The sequence below is a fragment of the Microbacterium sp. BK668 genome, from assembly GCF_004362195.1.
Classification (GTDB): Bacteria; Actinomycetota; Actinomycetes; order Actinomycetales; family Microbacteriaceae; genus Microbacterium.
Window position 1 is genome coordinate 602,517 of the sequence record NZ_SNWG01000001.1, and the last position, 19,543, is coordinate 622,059.

General features: G+C 68.4%; 17 protein-coding genes, 2 tRNA genes and 2 pseudogenes. 11 read left to right on the plus strand and 10 right to left on the minus strand.

Going from position 1 to position 19,543, the window contains the following annotated elements; genetic code table 11:
- Positions 1-6 precede the first annotated feature (6 nt).
- Positions 7-82, minus strand: a tRNA-Ala gene (locus EV279_RS02630).
- A gap of 10 nt (positions 83-92) precedes the next feature.
- Positions 93-169: transfer RNA gene (locus tag EV279_RS02635), tRNA-Ile, on the minus strand.
- A 117-nt stretch (positions 170-286) separates the two neighbouring features.
- Here EV279_RS02635 and EV279_RS02640 point away from each other — a divergent pair.
- The 3 genes and pseudogenes from EV279_RS02640 to EV279_RS16970 all read left to right on the plus strand — a co-directional run.
- Positions 287-1,000 carry a VIT family protein gene (locus EV279_RS02640; protein WP_133541383.1) on the plus strand — a complete coding sequence of 238 codons (714 nt, stop codon included), beginning with the start codon at positions 287-289 and terminating at the stop codon, positions 998-1,000.
- A 255-nt stretch (positions 1,001-1,255) separates the two neighbouring features.
- Positions 1,256-1,564, plus strand: a pseudogene (locus tag EV279_RS17160) (CGNR zinc finger domain-containing protein); the annotation flags it as partial.
- 45 nt (positions 1,565-1,609) lie between these two features.
- Positions 1,610-1,807 (plus strand): annotated as a pseudogene (locus EV279_RS16970) (LacI family DNA-binding transcriptional regulator); the annotation flags it as partial.
- A 96-nt stretch (positions 1,808-1,903) separates the two neighbouring features.
- On the opposite strand, the gene EV279_RS02650 reads toward EV279_RS16970, so the two are convergent.
- From EV279_RS02650 to dnaA, 7 genes are all read right to left on the minus strand, one after another.
- Positions 1,904-2,308 (minus strand): DUF3566 domain-containing protein, encoded by a 405-nt coding sequence (locus tag EV279_RS02650; RefSeq protein WP_133541384.1) that lies wholly within the window; start codon positions 2,306-2,308, stop codon positions 1,904-1,906.
- Entirely contained in the window at positions 2,305-4,869 is a 2,565-nt protein-coding gene (gene gyrA / locus EV279_RS02655) for a DNA gyrase subunit A (RefSeq protein WP_133541385.1), read from the minus strand. The genes EV279_RS02650 and gyrA overlap by 4 nt, the downstream gene beginning before the upstream one ends.
- A gap of 81 nt (positions 4,870-4,950) precedes the next feature.
- The gene (gene gyrB, locus EV279_RS02660) at positions 4,951-6,987 is read right to left on the minus strand and encodes a DNA topoisomerase (ATP-hydrolyzing) subunit B (RefSeq protein WP_133541386.1); all 2,037 of its coding nucleotides are present in this window, start codon (positions 6,985-6,987) and stop codon (positions 4,951-4,953) included.
- A gap of 122 nt (positions 6,988-7,109) precedes the next feature.
- Complete coding sequence (locus EV279_RS02665) at positions 7,110-7,604, minus strand: DciA family protein (RefSeq protein WP_133541387.1); 495 nt, start codon at positions 7,602-7,604, stop codon at positions 7,110-7,112.
- Positions 7,597-8,760, minus strand: coding sequence for a DNA replication/repair protein RecF (gene recF / locus EV279_RS02670; RefSeq protein ID WP_133541388.1), 1,164 nt, complete (start codon positions 8,758-8,760; stop codon positions 7,597-7,599). Before recF ends, EV279_RS02665 begins: the two co-directional genes overlap by 8 nt.
- A gap of 48 nt (positions 8,761-8,808) precedes the next feature.
- A complete protein-coding gene (gene dnaN, locus EV279_RS02675; protein ID WP_133541389.1) occupies positions 8,809-9,960 on the minus strand; it encodes a DNA polymerase III subunit beta in 1,152 nt (383 codons plus the stop codon).
- Between the two features lie 509 nt (positions 9,961-10,469).
- A complete protein-coding gene (dnaA, locus tag EV279_RS02680; RefSeq protein WP_133541390.1) occupies positions 10,470-11,909 on the minus strand; it encodes a chromosomal replication initiator protein DnaA in 1,440 nt (479 codons plus the stop codon).
- A gap of 304 nt (positions 11,910-12,213) precedes the next feature.
- On the opposite strand from dnaA, the gene rpmH reads away from it, so the two are divergent.
- The 8 genes from rpmH to EV279_RS02720 all read left to right on the plus strand — a co-directional run bounded on the left by rpmH (position 12,214) and on the right by EV279_RS02720 (position 18,272).
- The gene (gene rpmH, locus EV279_RS02685; RefSeq protein WP_022879826.1) at positions 12,214-12,351 is read left to right on the plus strand and encodes a 50S ribosomal protein L34; all 138 of its coding nucleotides are present in this window, start codon (positions 12,214-12,216) and stop codon (positions 12,349-12,351) included.
- Between the two features lie 9 nt (positions 12,352-12,360).
- On the plus strand, positions 12,361-12,699 hold the full coding sequence (gene rnpA / locus EV279_RS02690; protein WP_133541391.1) for a ribonuclease P protein component: 339 nt from the start codon (positions 12,361-12,363) through the stop codon (positions 12,697-12,699).
- Positions 12,696-13,046, plus strand: a complete 351-nt coding sequence (gene yidD, locus EV279_RS02695) for a membrane protein insertion efficiency factor YidD (protein WP_133541392.1) — start codon at positions 12,696-12,698, stop codon at positions 13,044-13,046. The genes rnpA and yidD overlap by 4 nt, the downstream gene beginning before the upstream one ends.
- Before the next feature lie 18 nt (positions 13,047-13,064).
- Positions 13,065-14,186: a membrane protein insertase YidC gene (gene yidC, locus EV279_RS02700; RefSeq protein ID WP_243728591.1), complete on the plus strand. Its 1,122-nt coding sequence runs from the start codon at positions 13,065-13,067 to the stop codon at positions 14,184-14,186.
- A 162-nt stretch (positions 14,187-14,348) separates the two neighbouring features.
- On the plus strand, positions 14,349-14,861 hold the full coding sequence (locus EV279_RS02705; protein ID WP_133541394.1) for a R3H domain-containing nucleic acid-binding protein: 513 nt from the start codon (positions 14,349-14,351) through the stop codon (positions 14,859-14,861).
- Positions 14,862-14,880: 19 nt separating this feature from the next.
- Positions 14,881-15,507: a 16S rRNA (guanine(527)-N(7))-methyltransferase RsmG gene (gene rsmG, locus EV279_RS02710; protein WP_133541395.1), complete on the plus strand. Its 627-nt coding sequence runs from the start codon at positions 14,881-14,883 to the stop codon at positions 15,505-15,507.
- 849 nt (positions 15,508-16,356) lie between these two features.
- On the plus strand, positions 16,357-17,289 hold the full coding sequence (locus EV279_RS02715; protein ID WP_133541396.1) for a ParA family protein: 933 nt from the start codon (positions 16,357-16,359) through the stop codon (positions 17,287-17,289).
- Complete coding sequence (locus EV279_RS02720; protein WP_133541397.1) at positions 17,289-18,272, plus strand: ParB/RepB/Spo0J family partition protein; 984 nt, start codon at positions 17,289-17,291, stop codon at positions 18,270-18,272. The genes EV279_RS02715 and EV279_RS02720 overlap by 1 nt, the downstream gene beginning before the upstream one ends.
- Here the strand turns inward: EV279_RS02720 and EV279_RS02725 are convergent.
- Positions 18,260-19,537 carry a sigma-70 family RNA polymerase sigma factor gene (locus EV279_RS02725; protein WP_133541398.1) on the minus strand — a complete coding sequence of 426 codons (1,278 nt, stop codon included), beginning with the start codon at positions 19,535-19,537 and terminating at the stop codon, positions 18,260-18,262. The two genes, EV279_RS02720 and EV279_RS02725, sit on opposite strands and share 13 nt — an antisense overlap.
- Positions 19,538-19,543: the final 6 nt, after the last annotated feature.

The window sequence follows — 19,543 nt, forward strand, 5'->3', positions numbered from 1 at the left end:
TCCACATGGTGGAGCCTAGGAGATTCGAACTCCTGACATCCTGCTTGCAAAGCAGGCGCTCTACCAACTGAGCTAAGGCCCCGGGGCTGTGGTGGTGGGGCTACCAGGACTTGAACCTGGGACCTCTTCATTATCAGTGAAGCGCTCTAACCGCCTGAGCTATAGCCCCGTCTGCGCCGGCGCCGTGCGCCGTCAACCTGCAAGACTTTACCCGACACGCGCCGTTTTCTCGAATCGAGCGCGCACCCTCGCCCTGCCGATCGGACACGGGTGCTTGACTGGGGCCGTGACCGACGGAACCCACGCGGGAGAGGCCCACACCAATGGCATCAGCCAGCGCCTCAACTGGCTGCGGGCGGGGGTGCTGGGCGCCAACGACGGCATCGTCTCGGTCGCGTCACTCGTCGTCGGAGTGGCGGGTGCGACGACCGATACACCCGCGCTGCTGCTCGCGGGCGTCGCGGGGCTCGTCGGCGGCGCGATCTCGATGGCGCTCGGCGAGTACGTCTCGGTCAGCAGCCAGCGCGACTCCGAGCGGGCGCTCATCGCGAAGGAGCGGCGCGAGCTCACCGAGATGCCCGATGAGGAGTTCGAGGAGCTGACCCAGCTGTATCGCGACCGGGGACTGAGCGACGCGACGGCGCGCCAGGTGGCGAAGGAGCTCACCGAGCACGATGCTCTCGCGGCACACCTCGAGGTGGAGCTGCGCATCGACCAGGATGACCTCGTCAACCCGTGGCACGCCGCGATCTCGTCGGCGATCTCGTTCACGCTCGGCGCCCTGCTGCCGCTCCTGGCGATCCTCCTGCCGCCCCCGCAGTGGCGCGTTCCCGTCACCTTCGCGGCGGTGCTCGTCGCGCTCGCCATCACCGGCACGGTGTCGGCGCGCCTGGGCGGCGCCCCGCGGGGCCGTGCGGTCGTGCGCCTGGTCGTGGGCGGGGCGCTCGCCCTGGCCGTGACGTGGCTCATCGGCACGCTCCTCGGGACAACGGTCGCGTAGTTACTTGCACGACACCAGCGAAGACGTTTCACTGGTGTCATGTCATCCTCCGCCGTGGCTCCCCACTCATCGGCCGGTCCGTCGCCCTCCGTCGCGTTCGTCCGCGATCTCGTGAACACCGTCGAGTGGCAGGTCGACGACGAGACGTGGACGGATGCCTCGTCGCTCCGCACATGGCTGGGCGCCCGGCTCGAGACCGAATTCCCCGAAGTGACGCACGGGCAGCTCGTGCTCGCGCGCCGGATCCGCGAGGGCATGCGCGAGGTGCTGCTCGCGCATGCCGGACACACTCCGCTGACCGCGGCCATCGACGACCTGAACGACGCGCTGCGACGAAGCCCCCTCGTCCTGAGGTTCGACGCGGACGGCGCGGCCGACCTCTCGATCGCCCCCGGCGACGACGCGGTCGCGCGGATCGTGCAGGCCCTCGAGACCGCGCGCAGCGATGCCGGCTGGTCCCGGCTCAAGGCATGTTCGCGCGACTCCTGCCGCTGGGCCTACTGGGATGCCTCACGCAACCGGTCCGGCCGCTGGTGCTCCGCAGCCGGGTGCGGCAACTACATCAAGATGCGCCGGCGCAACAACCCGGGCCGGCAGCTGCGCGACGCCATCGCCCTCCCCGCCGAGGGTGGGCGCGACGCGACCCTCGTCGATGTCGCAGCACGCGCGGGGGTCTCGATCAAGACCGTCTCGAACGTCGTCAACGACAAGCCGTTCGTCGCCGATGCCACGCGGGCCCGCGTGCAGCGCGCGATCGACGAGCTGGGCTACCGTCCAAACCTCGCGGCACGCGCGCTCGCGAGCGGCGGCCGGGGCACAGCATCCGTCGCACGCGCCTGAGACGAACGGATGCCCCGCCTCGGCGTCGCGCGCTGAGACGGGGCATCCCCGGAGATCTGCGACCTAGTTGCTGGTGAAGCCCACCAGCAGACCGCCCGTGATCTTGACGGCGAGGTTGTAGATGCCGGCGATGACGGCGCCGAGCACCGTGACGACGATCAGGTTGAGGATCGCCACGATCGCGCCGACCGCCATGACCTGCGGGAGACCGATGAAGTCGGTGAGCGAGACGCCGCCGTCCGAGAAGCTCTGGAAGAACTCGTCGACGCGACCGATGAGACCGGTCGTCTGGACGACCATGTAGACGAGGAAGAACGACACGATCGTCACTATCGCGAGCGCGACGGCTGCCAGGAACGACAGCTTGACGGCCGACCAGAAGTCGACGTAGACCAGGCGTAGGCGCACCTGCTTGGCGCTGGTCTTGTGGCTGGATTTCTTCGCGAGCTTGTCGGCTACCGTGCTCATGCGTCAGTACTTCCTTCGGGGGTCTCGGGGGAAGCCTCAGGTTCGGCGGACTCCTGGTCGGCGCCGCCCTCTGCCTCCACGGCCAGGCCACGCTCGCCGTTGCGGGCGATCGCGATGATGCGATCGTCTCCGCCGGGGCGGGCGAACACGACACCCATGGTGTCGCGGCCCTTGGCGGGCACCTCGGCCACGGCAGAGCGTACCACCTTGCCGCTGGCAAGAACCACCAAGACCTCGTCGTCCTCCGACACGATGAGACCGCCCGCGAGGTCGCCGCGATCTTCGCTCAGCTTGGCGACCTTGATCCCCAGACCGCCGCGGCTCTGCCCGCGGTACTGGTCGACCTCGGTGCGCTTGGCGTAGCCGCCCTCGGTCACGACGAAGACGAATCCGTCGTGGTCGACCAGGGATGCCGAGAGCAGGCTGTCATCGCCCCGGAAGGCCATGCCCTTCACGCCCTCGGTGGAGCGGCCCATCGGCCGGAGGGCGTCGTCGGTCGCGGTGAAGCGCAGCGACATGCCGTGCCGCGACACGAGGAGCAGGTCATCGCCCTCGTCGACGAGCAGGGCGCTCACGACCTCGTCGTCCTCACGGAGCTTGATCGCGATGACGCCGCCCTGGCGGTTGGTGTCGTACTCGGTGAGCCGCGTCTTCTTCACGAGGCCCCCGCGGGTGGCGAGCACGAGGTAGGTCGCGACCCGGTAATCGCGGATGTCGAGGATCTGCGCGATCTCCTCGTCGGGCTGCAGGGCGAGGAGGTTCGCGACGTGCTGACCCTTGGCATCCCGCCCGGCCTCCGGCACGCGGTAGGTCTTCTCGCGGTAGACGCGGCCCTTCGTCGTGAAGAACAGGAGCCAGTGGTGGGTCGTCGTGACGAAGAAGTGCTCGACCACGTCGTCGGCGCGCAGCTGCGCACCCTTCACGCCCTTGCCTCCGCGGTGCTGCGAGCGGTAGTTGTCGCTGCGCGTGCGCTTGATGTAGCCGTCGCGCGTGACGCTGACGACCATCTCCTCCTCGGGGATGAGGTCTTCGTCGGTCATGTCGCCGTCGAACCCGAACTCGATCGAGGTGCGGCGCTCGTCGCCGAACCGTTCGACGATCGCCGTGAGCTCCTCACGGATGATCAGGCGCTGACGCTCGGGCGTCGCGAGGATGTCGCGGTAGTCCGTGATCTGCGCCTCGAGCTCGGTCGCCTCGTCGATGATCTTCTGCCGTTCGAGGGCGGCGAGACGGCGCAGCTGAAGCGACAGGATCGCGTCGGCCTGGATGTCGTCGACCTCGAGCAGGTTGCGCAGGCCCTCGCGCGCCTCGTCGACGGTCGGCGATCGCCGGATGAGCGCGATGACCTCGTCGAGCGCGTCGAGCGCCTTGAGGTAGCCGCGCAGGATGTGCATCCGCTCCTCGGCCTTGCGCAGGCGGTACTGGGTGCGCCGGACGATGACGTCGATCTGATGGTCGACCCAGTGCGCGATGAACCCGTCGATCGAGAGCGTGCGCGGCACGCCGTCGACGATCGCGAGCATGTTCGCGCCGAAGTTCTCCTGCAGCTGCGTGTGCTTGTAGAGGTTGTTGAGCACGACCTTGGCGACGGCATCCCGCTTGAGCACGATGACCAGGCGCTGGCCCGTGCGGCCCGAGGTCTCGTCGCGGATGTCGGCGATGCCCTGGATCTTGCCGTCGCGCGCCAGGTCGGCGATCTTCAGGGCGAGGTTGTCGGGGTTCACCTGGTAGGGGAGCTCCGTGATCACGAGGCACGTGCGGCCCTGGATCTCCGCGATCTCGACCACGGCGCGCATCGTGATGGATCCGCGGCCGGTGCGATAGGCCTCGTGGATGCCCCGCGTGCCGAGGATCTGCGCCCCGGTCGGGAAGTCGGGGCCCTTGATGCGCTGGAGGAGCGCGTCGAGGAGCTCTTCCCGCGAGGCATCCGGGTGCTCGAGCGCCCACAGTGCGCCCTCGGCCACCTCTCGGAGGTTGTGTGGGGGGATGTTCGTCGCCATCCCGACGGCGATGCCGACGGATCCGTTGACGAGGAGGTTCGGGAACCGCGACGGCAGGACGACGGGCTCGTTGGTGCGGCCGTCGTAGTTCTCCTGGAAGTCGACGGTCTCTTCCTCGATGTCGCGCACCATCTCGAGCGCGAGCGGCGCCATCTTGGTCTCGGTGTAGCGCGGCGCCGCGGCCCCCATGTTGCCGGGTGAGCCGAAGTTGCCCTGGCCGAGGGCCAGCGGGTAGCGCAGCGCCCACGGCTGCACGAGGCGCACGAGGGTGTCGTAGATCGGAGCGTCGCCGTGCGGGTGGTACTGACCCATCACCTCGCCGACGACGCGCGCGCACTTCGAGAACGACTTGTCGGGGCGGTAGCCGCCGTCGTACATCGCGTAGATGACGCGGCGGTGCACCGGCTTCAGCCCGTCGCGGACGTCGGGCAGCGCGCGACCGACGATGACGGCCATCGCGTAGTCGAGGTAGCTGCGCTGCATCTCCCCCTGCAGGTCGACCTGCTCGATGTGGCCGTGATTGTGACCGGATGCCTCGGTGGTGGTGCTGTCGTCAGCCATGCGTTTCTCTTCCGTTGGTGCGCGCCGTCATGCTCGTCCTGCTCTGCTGCCGTCCGTCGGCGCGAGCAGGGCGACGCGACGCTAGATGTCGAGGAAGCGGACGTCCTTCGCGTTCTTCTGGATGAACTGGCGACGCGACTCGACGTCTTCGCCCATGAGGGTCGTGAAGATCGTGTCCGCGGCAGCGGCGTCGTCGATCGTGACCTGGCGGAGCGTGCGCGTGAGCGGGTCCATCGTCGTCTCCCACAGCTCCTTGTCGTTCATCTCGCCCAGACCCTTGTAGCGCTGGATGCCGTTGTCCTTCGGGATCCGCTTGCCATTGGCGAGGCCGTCGGACAGGAGGGCATCGCGCTCCACGTCGCTGTAGACGTACTCGTGATCGGCGTTGGTCCACTTGAGCCGGTACAGGGGCGGCATGGCGAGATACACGTAGCCGGCCTCGATCAGTCCGCGCATGTAGCGGAAGAGGAGAGTCAGCAGGAGCGTCGTGATGTGCTGGCCGTCGACATCCGCATCCGCCATGAGCACGATCTTGTGATACCGCGCCTTCTCGACCGCGAAGTCCTCGCCGATGCCCGTGCCGAAGGCCTGGATCATCGCCTGGATCTCGTTGTTGCCGAGGGCACGGTCCAGCCGCGCGCGCTCGACGTTGAGGATCTTGCCGCGCAGCGCCAGGATCGCCTGCGTGTGCGGGTCGCGTCCCTGCACGGCCGAGCCGCCGGCGGAGTCGCCCTCGACGAGGAAGATCTCGCTGATCGCGGGGTCCTTGCTCGTGCAGTCCTTGAGCTTGTCGGGCATCGAGGCCGACTCGAAGACGCTCTTGCGGCGGGCGGTCTCGCGCGCCTTCCGCGCGGCCAAGCGCGCGGTGGCCGCGTCGATCGCCTTGCGCACGACGAGCTTCGCCTGCTGAGGGTTGCGGTCGAACCAGTCGCCGAGCTGGTCGCCGACGACCTTCTGCACGAACGCCTTGGCCTCGGTGTTGCCGAGCTTCGTCTTGGTCTGTCCTTCGAACTGCGGCTCGGAGAGCTTGATCGAGATGACGGCGGTCAGACCTTCGCGCACGTCCTCGCCCGAGAGGTTGTCGTCGCGGTCCTTCAGGAGGTTCTGCGCGCGGGCGTAGCGGTTGACCAGTGTCGTGAGCGCCGCGCGGAACCCCTCTTCGTGTGTGCCGCCCTCGTGCGTGTTGATCGTATTGGCGTAAGTGAAGACGTTCTCGGTGTAGCTCGTCGTCCACTGCATCGCCAGCTCGAGCGCGATCTTGCGGTCCGTGTCCTCGGACTCGACCTCGATGATCTGGTCGTTGACCACATCGGCGTGACGCGTCTTGTTGAGGTACTCGACGTAGTCCACCAGCCCGCGCTCATAGAGGAACGAATCCGCTGGCTGCGTGAAGCGCACCTCGCCCTCGATCTCGGTCTCGATCGCCTCGCCGGGGCGCTCGTCGGTCAGGTCGATGCGCAGTCCCTTGTTGAGGAACGCCATCTGCTGGAAGCGCGTGCGCAGCGTGTCGTAGTCGAACTCGACCGACTCGAAGATCGCCGGATCCGGCCAGAACGTGATCACCGTGCCGGTGTCCTCGCTCTCCTCGCCCTGCTCGAGCGGCGAGATCGGGACGCCGCCGTCGCGGTACGACTGGCGCCACACCGAGCCCTGGCGCTTCACCTCGACCTCGAGGCGCGTCGAGAGCGCGTTCACGACCGAAGAGCCGACGCCGTGCAGGCCACCGGAGACGGCGTATCCGCCGCCGCCGAATTTGCCGCCCGCGTGCAGCACCGTGAGGACGACCTCCACCGTGGACTTGCCCTCGGTCTTGTGCATGTCGACAGGGATGCCGCGGCCGTTGTCGACGACACGGACGCCGCCGTCGGCGAGCAGGGTGACCTCGATGCGGTCGCAGAATCCGGCAAGCGCCTCGTCGACGGAGTTGTCGACGATCTCGTAGACGAGATGGTGCAGGCCACGAGGTCCGGTCGACCCGATGTACATGCCGGGGCGCTTGCGAACCGCCTCGAGCCCTTCGAGCACCTGGATGGCGTCGGCTCCGTAATCGCTGAGCGGGGTGGTGCGGCTGGCCGATCCGGGTTCCCCGGCAACGCTTTCGGGATTCACAGACGTCATAGGTTCTCGAGCGCTCCAGGTCGGTCGTCGGGGTCTCTCCATTCTATCAAGGAGAGGTCCCGCCCGGCGGCTGTGCGCCCCTGTGGCGCCCGGAAAACTCGCGAGACAAGTCGGGATGTGGTTCAGCCGTAGGTATCGCGCGGACCGCGGCCTGGGACGGCTCTGGGACCCCATTTCCAGGAGGGGACGTCAGGGCCGATGAACCGGATCGTCTCGACGCCGGCCTCCGGATAGCGCCGGACGATCTCCGAGAGGATCTGCGCGCGCATCAGCTGGAGCTGCTTCGCCCACGCTGTGGAGTCGGCCTGGACGGTCAGCGTCCCGTCGGAGAAGGCCACGGGGCGCGTGTGCTGAGCCGTGTTCGCTCCGGCCACTTCGTCCCACGTGCGCACGACGTCCTCGCGGGCAAGCTGCGAGTCCCAGCCCGACTCCCGCGTGAGGGCGGACAGCACGTCTCCGACTCCGCGCGGGTCGCGACCGGAGGTGAACGGGGCGTTCTCGTCGTCGTCCTGCCTGCGTCGCCTTCGGCGGTATGCCCGCGCCGAAGGCTCGAGCCCGCGCAGGCGCAGGTAGGTGGCGATCGTCTCGGGCACGTCCCCGGCGTCGGCCTCAGGCATCCGTCGACTCCAGGATCCTGCCCGCCTCGACGCGCACGACGTGCGCGCGCAGCACCGACGGGACGTCCTGTTCGACCGCCGCCGTGACGACGACCTGCTCGTAGCCGCCGACGAGGTCCGCCAGGCGAGCGCGTCGCTCGCTGTCCAGCTCGGCGAAGACGTCGTCGAGGATGAGCACGGGATCACCGAGCCGGGACTCCGCGCGCAGAAGCTCGGCCGAGGCGAGGCGCAGCGCGAGCGCGACCGACCACGACTCGCCGTGCGACGCGTATCCCTTGACCGGCAGGCCGCGGACGCGGAGCACGAGGTCGTCACGGTGCGGTCCCACCAGGGTGAGGCCGCGGTCCAGCTCCGCCGTGCGACGCGTGGCGAGCGCTGCGCGGAACACGTCGGCGACGCCGGTGGAGGCCGCGGCATCCGTCGTATCGTCCTCAGCGTCGTCCTCTTCGGGGTCGGATCCCCCCACCGACAGCGCCCACCGCAGCTCCGGCCGGTGGTCGGCGCCGGCGATGGCTGCGTACGCGGCCGCGAGCGGGGACGCGAGCTCGTCCGCGAGCGCGAGGCGCGCCTCGATCACCTGCGTCCCGAGCGCGACGAGCTTGTCGTCCCACACGTCGAGCGTCGAGAGGGCGTCGCCGCGGATGCCGCGCGCCCGCGCCGACTTCAGCAGTGCGGTGCGCTGCTTGAGCACCCGGTCGTAGTCGGCGAGCACGCCGCTCATGCGCGGAGCGCGCTGGACGAGCAGCTGGTCGGCGAAGCGGCGCCGGGCCGAAGGGTCGCCGCGGACGATCTGGAGATCCTCCGGCGCGAAGAGCACGACCTGCGCATATCGCGGGAGCTCGGAGGTCTTCACCGCCGCCCCGTTGACGCGCGCCTTGTTGGAGCCGGCGCGGTTGACCTGGGCCTCCAACAGCACGCGGCGCTCGCCGTGCGAGAGCCGTGCTCGCACGATCGCGGCATCCGCTCCGTCACGGACCATCGGGGCGTCGCTGGAGACGCGATGCGAGCCGAGCGTGGCGAAGAAGGCGATCGCCTCGGCCAGATTGGTCTTCCCCTGGCCGTTGCGACCGATGAACACATTGGGGCCCGGAGCGAGCGTGATGTCGGCCGCCGCGTAGTTGCGGAAGTCGACGAGACTGAGCTGCTCCACGATCACGGCCTCAACCCTAGTTCCGCCCCCGGACCTGAGAGCCGGGCCCCCGGGTCAGCGCAGCAGGAGGTTGGGCTGCAGGAGGTACTTGAAGGAGCCCTCGCCGTCCTTGTCGACCGAGGTCTGCGGCGTGATGAGCACGGGGCTGAGCTTGTTGGCGTTCTCGCTCGAGGTGAAGGTGATGCGTGCGAACTCGCTGCGCACCGCGCCGAGCGACTCCAAGAGGTACTGCGGGTTGAGCCCGAGCGTCACCTCCTCGCCGACGAGAGTGGCATCGACCGACTCCGACGCGCGCGCCTGCTCGGTGCCCGAGGCATCCATCGACACGCTTTCGGCGGTGAATGTGAAGCGCAGCGGCGCGCTGCGGTCGAGCACGAGCGACACGCGGCGCACGGCCTCGGCGAGCTCGGCGGTGTTCACGACGGCGTGGTGCTCGGTCGCGTCCGGGAAGAGCCGGCGGACCGGCGGGAAGTTGCCCTTGATGAGCAGTGACGTGACGGTCTTGTTGCCGGCGGTGAAGGCGATGATCTCGCGGTCGCCCGAGCCCGAGAACGCGATGGAGATGTCGCCGCTGTGCGAGAACGTCTTGCCGACCTCCGTGAGCGTGCGCGCGGGGACGAGCGCTGTGGTCGGCTCGTCCGATGCGGCCGACCCCCCGTCCCACGGGATCTCGCGAAGGGCGACGCGGTAGCGGTCCGTCGCGACGAGGCTCAGCTGCGTTCCCGACGCCTCGAGCTGCACGCCCGTGAGCACCGGCGTGACATCGTCGCGCGAGGCGGCGAAGGCCACCTGGGCGATCGCCGTGGCGAAGTCCTCCGACGGGACGAGACCGGAGTCGCCCGAGACCTCGGGGATGGCCGGATACTCCTGCACCGGCATCGATGCCAGGGTGAACCGCGCCGACCCGCACGTCAGCAGGATGCCGCCGTCGTCATCGACCGCGATCTGGATGGGTGCATTCGGCAGACGGCTGGCAATCTCGGAGAGCAGCCGCCCATGGACGAGGATCGTGCCGGGCTCGTCGACGGTCGCCTCGATCGTGGTCCGGGCGGAGGCCTCGTAGTCGAATGCCGCGAGCGAGAGGCCCTCGTCGTTCGCCTCGATCAGCACACCGGCCAGGATCGGCTGGGGGTTGCGCTGCGGGAGCAGCTTCACGACGAACGAGACCGCCTCGCTGAAGACATCGCGATTGACGTGGAACCTCATGCCGCTCCCTTGACGTCCGTGGGGCTTGGGCTACCCATGCTAGTGCCCTCGCGGAGCGCCACCCCAAGACCCGTCGCCGACGCGTCGAGGTGATCGGATCGTTCTCTTCTCAGAATTTCTCGTCATGGTGTTAACAGCTGTGGAAAGTGTGGATAAGTCGGCCGATCCGTGCCGGGGCATGGGAACTACACACGTGTGAGATGTGGAACGCGTGCGGATTGTGCGGATGCCGGGCGTCGGCGCGTCCTCATCGCGAGCGGCGGCCGTCCACAGGCGTTCGGGTGCTGTTCACACCTTTCCGCAGCAGATCCGAGTTATCCACAGGTTTTCCACACTGTGAAGAACGTGCATAATGGCGCGGTCCCGGGGCGAGTGTCAAGCACTTTCTGAGGCATATGACGGCTCGCGTCGACGAGCGCTCCGACCGGCGCGACGACGCGGCATCCACCCGTCCCCGTACCCAGGGCACGCCGGACGCACCTCCTGGCCGGAGGCTCGTCGGCGCGACGTCAGCGGCCGTTGCGGCCGAGCTGAGCGGTGATCTCGGAGACCTGGTTGTAGATGGAGCGGCGCTCCTTCATGAGGTCGCTGATCTTCTTGTAGGCATACATGACCGTCGTGTGGTCGCGGTTGCCGAAGAGCTGACCGATCTTGGGCAGCGACAGGCTTGTGCGTTCGCGGCAGAGGTACATCGCGATCTGGCGAGCCGTGGCGACCGCCTGGGAGCGACTCGACCCGTAGAGGTCGTCGACCGACAGCTTGAAGTAGGCCGCCGTGGCGGTGATGATGTCGGTCGGCGAGATGACGTTCGCGTCGTCCTGATCGACGATGTCGCGGAGCACCGTCTGCGCGAGCGACATGTCGAGGGTCGACCGGTTGAGGCTCGCGAACGCCGAGACGCGGATGAGAGCGCCCTCGAGCTCGCGGATGTTCGACGACACGACGGTCGCGATGTACTCGAGCACCTCGTCGGGGATGTGCAGGCGCTCGGACTGCGCCTTCTTGCGGAGGATCGCGATGCGCGTCTCGAGGTCGGGCGCCTGGACGTCGGTGATGAGCCCCCACTCGAACCGGCTGCGCATGCGGTCCTCGAAGCCGGTGAGGTGCTTGGGCGGGACGTCGCTGGTGATCACGACCTGCTTGTCGTGGTCGTGCAGCGTGTTGAAGGTGTGAAAGAACGCCTCCTGCGTCTCGGCGCGGCCCTGGAGGAATTGGATGTCGTCGATGAGGAGGATGTCCACGTCTCGATACCGCGCCTGGAATGCGGAGCCGCGGTTGTTCGCGATCGAGTTGATGAAGTCGTTCGTGAACTCCTCGCTCGAGACGTAGCGCACGCGGATGCCGGCATACAGGCTGATCGCGTAGTCGCCGATGGCGTGGAGCAGATGTGTCTTGCCGAGGCCCGAGTCACCGTAGATGAAGAGCGGGTTGTAGGCCTTCGCCGGTGCTTCGGCGACGGCGACCGCGGCCGCATGCGCGAAGCGGTTGGACTGGCCGATGACGAAGTTGTCGAAGGTGTATTTCGGGTTCAGCCGCGAATCGGTGCGCGCGGAGGTCAGGTCAACCGGCTCGTCGATGCGGGGACGGATGACCCCGGTGGGCGCGGGAGCGGGAGCCACCGCGCTATGTCCCGGCGTCTGGACCGGGATGGGCACCGTCAGGTGCTGATCGGCGAGGTCGGGATTGACTACCACGCGGAAGGTGGTCGCGACCGGATCGGCCTGCGGGACGCGCGAAAGAGCCTCCATGATGGGGGCCCGCATGCGCTTGTTGATCTGAGCGGCCGTGAGGTCGTTGGGCACATCGAGGTAGAGCGTCCCGCTCATGACACCCTGGGGCACGGCGAGGTTGAGGAAGCCGTGGAGCTGTGGAGTGACGCGATCGTCGACCGTCAGCTCATCCAGCACAGCCGCCCAGACGGGAACATCTGGAATGTCGTGCTGAGCCATGGCCCCCCCGGGTAGATCGATGCGCCTCAGGCTCAGGGAGAGTGGCATCCCGTGCCTGTGGATAACTGCCGGAGCCACGCTAGTTCCCACGGGTCTGTCGAGCAAACCCCACTGTAAAGCGACGGGCGTGTCGGTGCCAGCGTGGGCGGATCGGCTGTGCATAATGCCAGGCCCGGAGCCCGGTTTGAGTTCTCAGGCGACTCGACGTAGCCTTAATCGGTTGACTTATGCCCTCGCGGCAGTCCCTGTAACCCTTGTCTCCGGTCTGAGCGTCCCGGTGACACCCTGATCCGGAAGCGAATCCATGAGCAAGCGCACCTTCCAGCCCAACAACCGTCGTCGCGCCAAGAAGCACGGCTTCCGTGCCCGCATGCGCACCCGCGCCGGTCGCGCCATCCTCTCGGCTCGTCGCGCCAAGGGGCGCACCGAGCTCTCGGCCTGACACCCAGCGGTGCTGGCGAGGCCGAACCGACTCACCCGCGGAGCGGAATACAAGGCCGTCGTCCGTCGGGGACGCCGTTGCGCGGCCGCGCACACCGTCACCTACGTCATGACCTCGGCCGACTCCGGTGCGGCCCGGTTCGGGTTCATCGTCAGCAAGCAGGTCGGATCAGCCGTCGTGCGCAACACCGTGCGCCGACGGCTGAAGGCTGTCTGCCGCGAGGCCCTGGGCGACGTCCGACCCGGTGCGGAAGTCGTGATCCGCGCGCTCCCTTCGGCGGCCGGCGCGGACTACTCCGAACTGCGTGACGAAGTTCAGCGCTGCCTGGCCCGAAGGGCGGCCGCATGAGCGTGCTGCCGGCATATGCCGTCGGCGAGGGCCGGCTCGAGGCATCCACTGTTCCTGCTGCGGTGCCGCTCATCCCCCGCAACCTCGGCCTGTCTCTCCTGCACGCGTATCGCGCCACCATCTCGCACACGTATGGAGATGTCTGCAAGTACTACCCGTCGTGCTCGGCCTACGCGGTCGGTGCCGTGCAGCAGCACGGACTTCTGAAGGGCAGCGCCCTCACCGCGGCCCGGATCGCCCGCTGCCACCCATGGGCAGAGGGCGGCATCGATGACGTCCCGCCACACCGGCGGTTCCGTTACGACCTGACCCCGCACGGTTTCGTCGTGCCCCTGAGAAAGGACTGATCCGTGCAGGATCTGCTTCTGCTAGCTTCCAGTACCCCCGCGCCCCAGGCCGGCGGGGGCTTCGATCTCATCGGCATCATCCTCTGGCCGCTGAAGTGGCTCGTCGAGCTCGTGCTCGTCGCGTGGCATGCCCTCTTCACCTTCATCGGTCTTCCGCCGGGCGCCGGCCTCACGTGGGTGCTGGCGATCATCGGCCTCGTCCTCGTCGTGCGCTCGGCGATGATCCCGCTCTTCGTGCGTCAGATCAAGAGCCAGCGCAAGATGATGGAAATCGCCCCTGAACTGCGGAAAGTTCAGGAGAAGTACAAGGGCAAGAAGGACCAGCTGTCACGCGAGGCCATGAGCCGCGAGACGATGGCCCTGTACAAGAAGCACGGGACGACACCGGTGTCGAGCTGCCTCCCGCTCCTCGTGCAGATGCCCGTGTTCTTCGCGCTCTTCAGCGTGCTCAACGACGTCTCCCGGCACGCCCGCCAGGGGATCGGCGGCGTCGGCCTGCTGAACGCGGAGCTGACCCAGTCCTTCTACAACGCGAAGCTCTTCGGCGTGGCCTCTCTGCACGAGACGCTCATCGACGCCTTCAACACCGGCAACACGGCGGCGATCGCGATCCTCCTGACGCTCGTCGTCCTGATGATCGTGTCGCAGTTCTTCACCCAGCTGCAGATCATCTCGAAGAACCTGTCCCCCGAGGCCAAGACCGGCCAGGCGTACCAGATGCAGAAGGTGATGCTCTACATCCTTCCGTTCGCCTTCGTCTTCTCGGGTGTCTTCTTCCCGCTCGGCGTCGTCATCTACTGGTTCGTCTCGAACCTGTGGACGATGGGCCAGCAGTTCCTCGTCATTCGCGAGATGCCCACCCCCGGCTCGGAAGCGGCGAAGGCCCGGGAGGAGCGCCTGGCCCGCAAGGGCAAGGCGATCGACTCCTCGGGCAAGGTCGTCCCCATGGAGAAGTACCAGGCCGAGCAGCAGCGGCTCCTCGAGGAGGCCGAGCGTGCTCGCGCCGCCGCTCCGAAGCGTCAGCAGCCGGTCAGCAAGCAGCGCGCGAAGAAGCAGGGCCAGAAGGGCGGATCGCCGAAGCCCGGCACGGGCGGCTCAGGTGGGGCTTCGGGCAAGCAGCCCGGAACGGCGAACACCTGATCGCGGGCCGGGCGGCGACGTTCCTCGTCGTCCGGCTGACCCGGTCACACCGGTCGACGGCGGCCGGTGACCCCACGCCCGACATCAGCACCGCAGACCCCCGCACAACTCCGCAGAACTCCGCAGAACCCCCGCAGACCTTCGCAGATCATCGAGGACCAGATGACCACCACCGACCCCATCGAATCCGTCGCCCCCGAGCGCGCTGCCGCGACGGTCGAGCAGCTCGAGCAGGAAGGCGACATCGCCGCCGACTACATCGAGGAGCTCCTCGACATCGCCGACATCGATGGCGACCTCGCTCTCGACGTCCGTGCCGGCCGCGCGTACGTGTCGATCGAAGCCGAGGACGAGGCGTCGCTTGCGCTCCTCTCGGCGCCCGACACCGTGCAGGCGCTGCAGGAGCTTACCCGCATCGCCGTGCAGAGCCGCACCGGACGCTTCTCGCGCCTGATCCTGGACATCGGCGGATCCCGCGACACCCGCGAGCGTCAGCTTGCTGCCCTTGTCGAGCGCGCCATCGCCCGCCTCGACGACGGCGCGACGCAGGCGTCCCTGCCGGCGATGTCGAGCTATGAGCGCAAGCTCGTGCATGACATCGTGGCCGAGCGAGGCTTCGTTTCGGAGTCGTACGGCGAGGGCGCCGACCGCCACACCGTCATTCGTCGCGGCTGACGTTTCACGTGAAACGCTGATGGCCGACTTCGAAGCAGAGCCGGCGGCCGCCGCGGAGATATTCGGCGACCGCATCGACCAGGCACGTCGGTTCACGCGAGCCCTAGCCGACGAGGGAGAAGAACGCGGACTCATCGGCCCGCTCGAGCCCCCACGGCTGTGGACCCGCCATGTGCTCAACAGCGCGGTGGCGGCCCCGCTGTTCTCGGGCCGTGCCGCCGACGTGGGGTCCGGCGCCGGCTTGCCCGGCCTCGTGCTCGCGATCGCACGGCCGGACGTGGAGTGGATCCTGATCGAGCCCATGGAACGCCGGGTCACCTGGCTGAACGAGCAGGTGGCGGCCCTCGGGCTCGCAAACGTCGAGGTGCTGCGCGCTCGTGCCGAGGAGTGGAAGCGCGGTCCGATCCTGGATGCCGCGACCGCCCGCGCGGTGAGTGCCCTGCGCACTCTCGTCCCACTCACCGCTCCCCTGGTGCGCGACGGCGGCGAGCTGATCCTTCTCAAGGGCGCCGGGGCGGCGAACGAGATCGAGGCGGCAGCGAAGCCTCTGCGGAAGTTCGGGATCACCGATGCCCGGGTCGAGATCGTGGGGGAAGGTCTGCTCGCTGAGCCGACCCGCGTCGTGCGAGGCACCGTACGGCGATGATCTGACGCCGGGCGCCGGGTGTTTCACGTGAAACATCGTGCGGCGCCGAGGTCGCCTCATCGGCGCACGGTGGTCGTCGGCGGGTTTTGTGTCGTCCCCTCCTCTCGGTCGCTGGCGCTCCCTCGCTCGGGGACGGGCTCTACGGAGGCAGCCCGGCCTGGAGCCGGCTTGTTTCGGTCCCCGAGCGAGCGGAGCGAGAGGAGGGGACGGCGGTGAGCCCGGGTGCTCGTGGGTTCGGTGTCGTCCCCTCCTCTCGGTCGCTGGCGCTCCCTCGCTCGGGGACCGGTTCCAGGGAGGCTGCCCGGCACGAGCAGGACTGATCCCGTCCCCGAGCGTGCGGAGCGAGAGGAGGGGACGGCGGTGAGCATGCGGTCGACGTGGGTTCGGTGTCGTCCCCTCCTCTCGGTCGCTGCGCTCCCTCGCTCGGGGATCGGCTCCAGGGAGGCTGCCCGGCCTGGAGCCGGCTTGTTCCGGTCCCCGAGCGAGCGGAGCGAGAGGAGGGGACGACGGTGAGCATGCGGTAGACGCGGGCTTGGTGTCGTCCCCTCCTCTCGGTCGCTGGCGCTCCCTCGCTCGGGGACCGGCTCCAGGAAAGCTGCCCGGCCCGGAGCCGGCTTGTTTCGGTCCCCGAGCGAGCGGAGCGAGAGGAGGGGACGGCGGTGCGAAGAGGTGGCACGAGCGTTCAGATCGCGGGCAGTGTTTCACGTGAAACGGTGCGCGCGGCGACGCCGCATCGAGCGCGATTCGTGCTGAACAGCCCGCGACGGTGTGGATGGCGAGGAGGCGCGGGTAGGCGCGGCTAGAGTGGAAAGGAGCTTTGACGGCACGCGAACAGGGAGAGCGTTTCACGTGAAACAGCCCGAGAACACCGCGACCGCGGCCCCCTTCTCGCTCGATGACACCCCTCTTGCTCGCGAACTCGCCGACCTCACAGCGCGTCGACGGGCCCTCGAGGGCGTCGAGATCACGTTGAGCGGTCGTACCCGCGTACTCACCGTCTCCAACCAGAAGGGTGGCGTCGGAAAGACGACGACCACCGTCAACGTCGCAGCGGCCCTGGCTTCCGTAGGCGCGCGCGTCCTCGTGATCGATCTGGATCCGCAGGGCAACGCCTCGACGGCGCTCGGTGTCCCGCACACCGCTGACATTCCCTCGGTATACGACGTCCTGATCGACGAGTTCCCTCTGGCTGACATCGTCCAGACGAGCCCCGAATCACCGAACCTCCTGTGCGCGCCGAGCACGATCCACCTCGCCGGCGCCGAGATCGAACTCGTGTCGCAGGTTGCGCGCGAGCACCGTCTGCGAACCGCGCTCGACGAGTACCTCGCCAATTCCGGCGTGCGCCTCGACTTCGTGCTCATCGACTGCCCGCCGTCGCTCGGGCTCCTCACCATCAACGCCTTCGCCGCCGCGCAGGAGCTGCTCATCCCCATCCAATGCGAGTACTACGCACTGGAGGGCCTCAGCCAGCTGCTCGGCACGGTGCGGATGATCCAGAAGCACCTCAACCCGCGTCTTCACCTGTCGACGATCATGCTCACCATGTACGACGGCCGCACTCGACTGGCGCAGCAGGTGGCAGAGGAGGTGCGGCAGCACTTCCCGAAGGAGGTGCTCCAGACGGTGATTCCGCGATCGGTCCGGGTGTCCGAGGCGCCGAGCTTCGGCCAGACCGTCATCGCCTACGATGGGCAGTCGGCCGGAGCCGTGGCCTACCGTGAGGCGGCGGTCGAGATGATCAAACGCGACACAGCAACAGAAAGCGAAGTGGACTCCTGATGGCCAAGAGAACCGGTCTGGGTAGAGGCATCGGAGCGCTCATCCCGACGAGCGAGGCGACAGAGTCGCGTCCCGTGGACGTGCTCTTCCCGCGCGGAAGTGCGGCGACGGCCACCGCCGTGGCCGAGCCCGAGGACCCCTTCGACGACGACCCTGCGGTCGAGGAGCTCGTCACCGTTCCCGGGGCCCGGCTCGTCCACATCGACCCGCACTCCATCGTCCCGAACCCGCGGCAGCCGCGGACGCATTTCGATTCGGAAGACCTCGCGGAGCTCGTGCACAGCGTGCGGGAGTTCGGCGTTCTCCAGCCGGTCGTCGTCCGCGACACGGGCGAGGGCACCTTCGAGCTCATCATGGGTGAGCGTCGCACCCGGGCCGCCCGCGAAGCGGGACTCGACTCCATCCCCGCGGTCATCCGCGACACCGCCGATGAGCATCTCCTGCGCGACGCGCTGCTCGAGAACCTGCACCGCAGCGAGCTGAACCCCCTCGAAGAGGCATCGGCGTACCAGCAGCTTCTCGAGGATTTCGGCATCACCCAGGAGGAGCTCGCCAGCCGGATCGGCCGGTCACGTCCGCAGATCAGCAACACGATCCGCCTGCTCAAGCTCCCCGTACCCGTGCAGCAGCGCGTCGCCGCCGGCGTGCTGAGCGCGGGTCACGCTCGCGCCATCCTGTCTCTCGAGACCCCGGAGGCGATGCAGCGCCTGGCCGACAAGATCGTGAACGAGGACCTCTCGGTGCGCGCTGCCGAGGCGGCCGCGAAGGGAGGGGATGCCGGGGACCGGCGTACGCTCAGGCCGAAGGCCGGCTCGCGCCGCGATCATCTCGACGAAGTGGCCGAGCGGCTCGGCGACCGCCTCAACACGCGGGTGAAGATCTCGCTCACGGCGAGAAAAGGCCAGATCAGTATAGATTTCGCCACGATCCATGATCTGAACCGGATCCTGGCTGAGCTCGGCGACGAAGGCTACGCGTCGTAGCGGACGGAGCCGCCCACCCCGGCCGCTCGGCGACGGAGCACCTCGGCCTCGGCGTCGTTTCCGGCCAGCGAAGCCGCAAGCAGGAACGCCGAGGCCGCGGCATCCGTCTCTCCCATGCGCTCGAGCAGCTCGCCGCGCACGCCGTGGTACGGGCGGAACTCCGCCAGCTCCGGCCCCAGCTCGTCGACGAGAGCCAGAGCGGCCTGCGGTCCATCGCGCATCGACACGCCGACGGCCCGGTTGAGGCGCACCACCGGCGTGGGCGACAGGGTTACCAGCGCGTCGTAGAGTGCGACGATCCTGCTCCAATCGGTGTCGTCGACGCTTCTGGCCACGGCATGGCATTCCGCGACGGCGGCCTGGAGTCCGTAGTAGCCGAGGCCACGGTCGAATGACGCGGCCGTGGCGAGCGCCTCTCGTCCGCGGGCGATGGCCGACCGGTCCCACCGGGAGCGGTCCTGCTCGGCCAGGGTCAGAGGCAGGCCCTCTGCATCGCTTCGCGCGGCGAAGCGCGACGACTGGAACTCCATGAGCGCCGTCAGGGCGTAGATCTCGGGCTCGCCAGGAGCGAGCGCCGCGAGCTGTCGCGCGAGGCGGACCGCCTCCCGCGCCACCGCGGGGCGCACCGGGTGGACTCCGTCGGTGGGCGCATACCCCTCGGTGAAGAGCAGGTAGATGACCTGCAGCACCGATGCCAGACGTGCGGGACGCTCGGACCGGTCCGGTATCTCGAACGGCACATCGGCCGCCGCGAGTGCGCGCTTCGCACGGACGATCCGCTGCTGCACCGCCGGGACCGTGAGCAGCATGACCCGGGCGATCTGCTCGGTCGTGAGCCCCGCCACCGTCCGCAGCGTCAGGGTGAGTCGCGCCGCCGGCGCGAGCAGGGGATGGCACGCGACGAAGACGAGGCGGAGGACGTCATCGTCTATGCGGTCGGGGTCACCCGTCGACTCGACCGGATCCTCACGTTCGGAGAGCACGACCTCGTGTCCGAGCACGTCCATGCGCTGCTCCAGCCGCTCCCTCCGCCGCCACCCGTCGATCGCACGCCGCTTGGCCACCGTCAGCAGCCACGCGCCCGGATTGTCGGGGATGCCGGAGCGCGGCCACGAGGCGAGGGCTTCGAGCAGCGCCTCCTGCGCGAGGTCCTCGGCCCACGGGAAGTCGCCGGTGTGACGGGTCAGAGCGGCGACGATGCGCGCCGACTCGGCTCGCCAGACAGCCTCGGCGGCGCGGCGCGCGTGGTCGTCGTCGGATGTCACGTATCC

What these genes read in the sequence shown, in the direction of transcription:
- EV279_RS02650 (WP_133541384.1), bottom strand. Translation starts at nt 2,308, where the DNA reads ATGAGCACGGTAGCCGACAAGCTCGCGAAGAAATCCAGCCACAAGACC.
- gyrA (WP_133541385.1), bottom strand. Translation starts at nt 4,869, where the DNA reads ATGGCTGACGACAGCACCACCACCGAGGCATCCGGTCACAATCACGGC.
- gyrB (WP_133541386.1), bottom strand. Translation starts at nt 6,987, where the DNA reads ATGACGTCTGTGAATCCCGAAAGCGTTGCCGGGGAACCCGGATCGGCC.
- EV279_RS02665 (WP_133541387.1), bottom strand. Translation starts at nt 7,604, where the DNA reads ATGCCTGAGGCCGACGCCGGGGACGTGCCCGAGACGATCGCCACCTAC.
- dnaN (WP_133541389.1), bottom strand. Translation starts at nt 9,960, where the DNA reads ATGAGGTTCCACGTCAATCGCGATGTCTTCAGCGAGGCGGTCTCGTTC.
- dnaA (WP_133541390.1), bottom strand. Translation starts at nt 11,909, where the DNA reads ATGGCTCAGCACGACATTCCAGATGTTCCCGTCTGGGCGGCTGTGCTG.
- rpmH (WP_022879826.1), top strand. Translation starts at nt 12,214, where the DNA reads ATGAGCAAGCGCACCTTCCAGCCCAACAACCGTCGTCGCGCCAAGAAG.
- yidD (WP_133541392.1), top strand. Translation starts at nt 12,696, where the DNA reads ATGAGCGTGCTGCCGGCATATGCCGTCGGCGAGGGCCGGCTCGAGGCA.
- EV279_RS02705 (WP_133541394.1), top strand. Translation starts at nt 14,349, where the DNA reads ATGACCACCACCGACCCCATCGAATCCGTCGCCCCCGAGCGCGCTGCC.
- rsmG (WP_133541395.1), top strand. Translation starts at nt 14,881, where the DNA reads ATGGCCGACTTCGAAGCAGAGCCGGCGGCCGCCGCGGAGATATTCGGC.
- EV279_RS02720 (WP_133541397.1), top strand. Translation starts at nt 17,289, where the DNA reads ATGGCCAAGAGAACCGGTCTGGGTAGAGGCATCGGAGCGCTCATCCCG.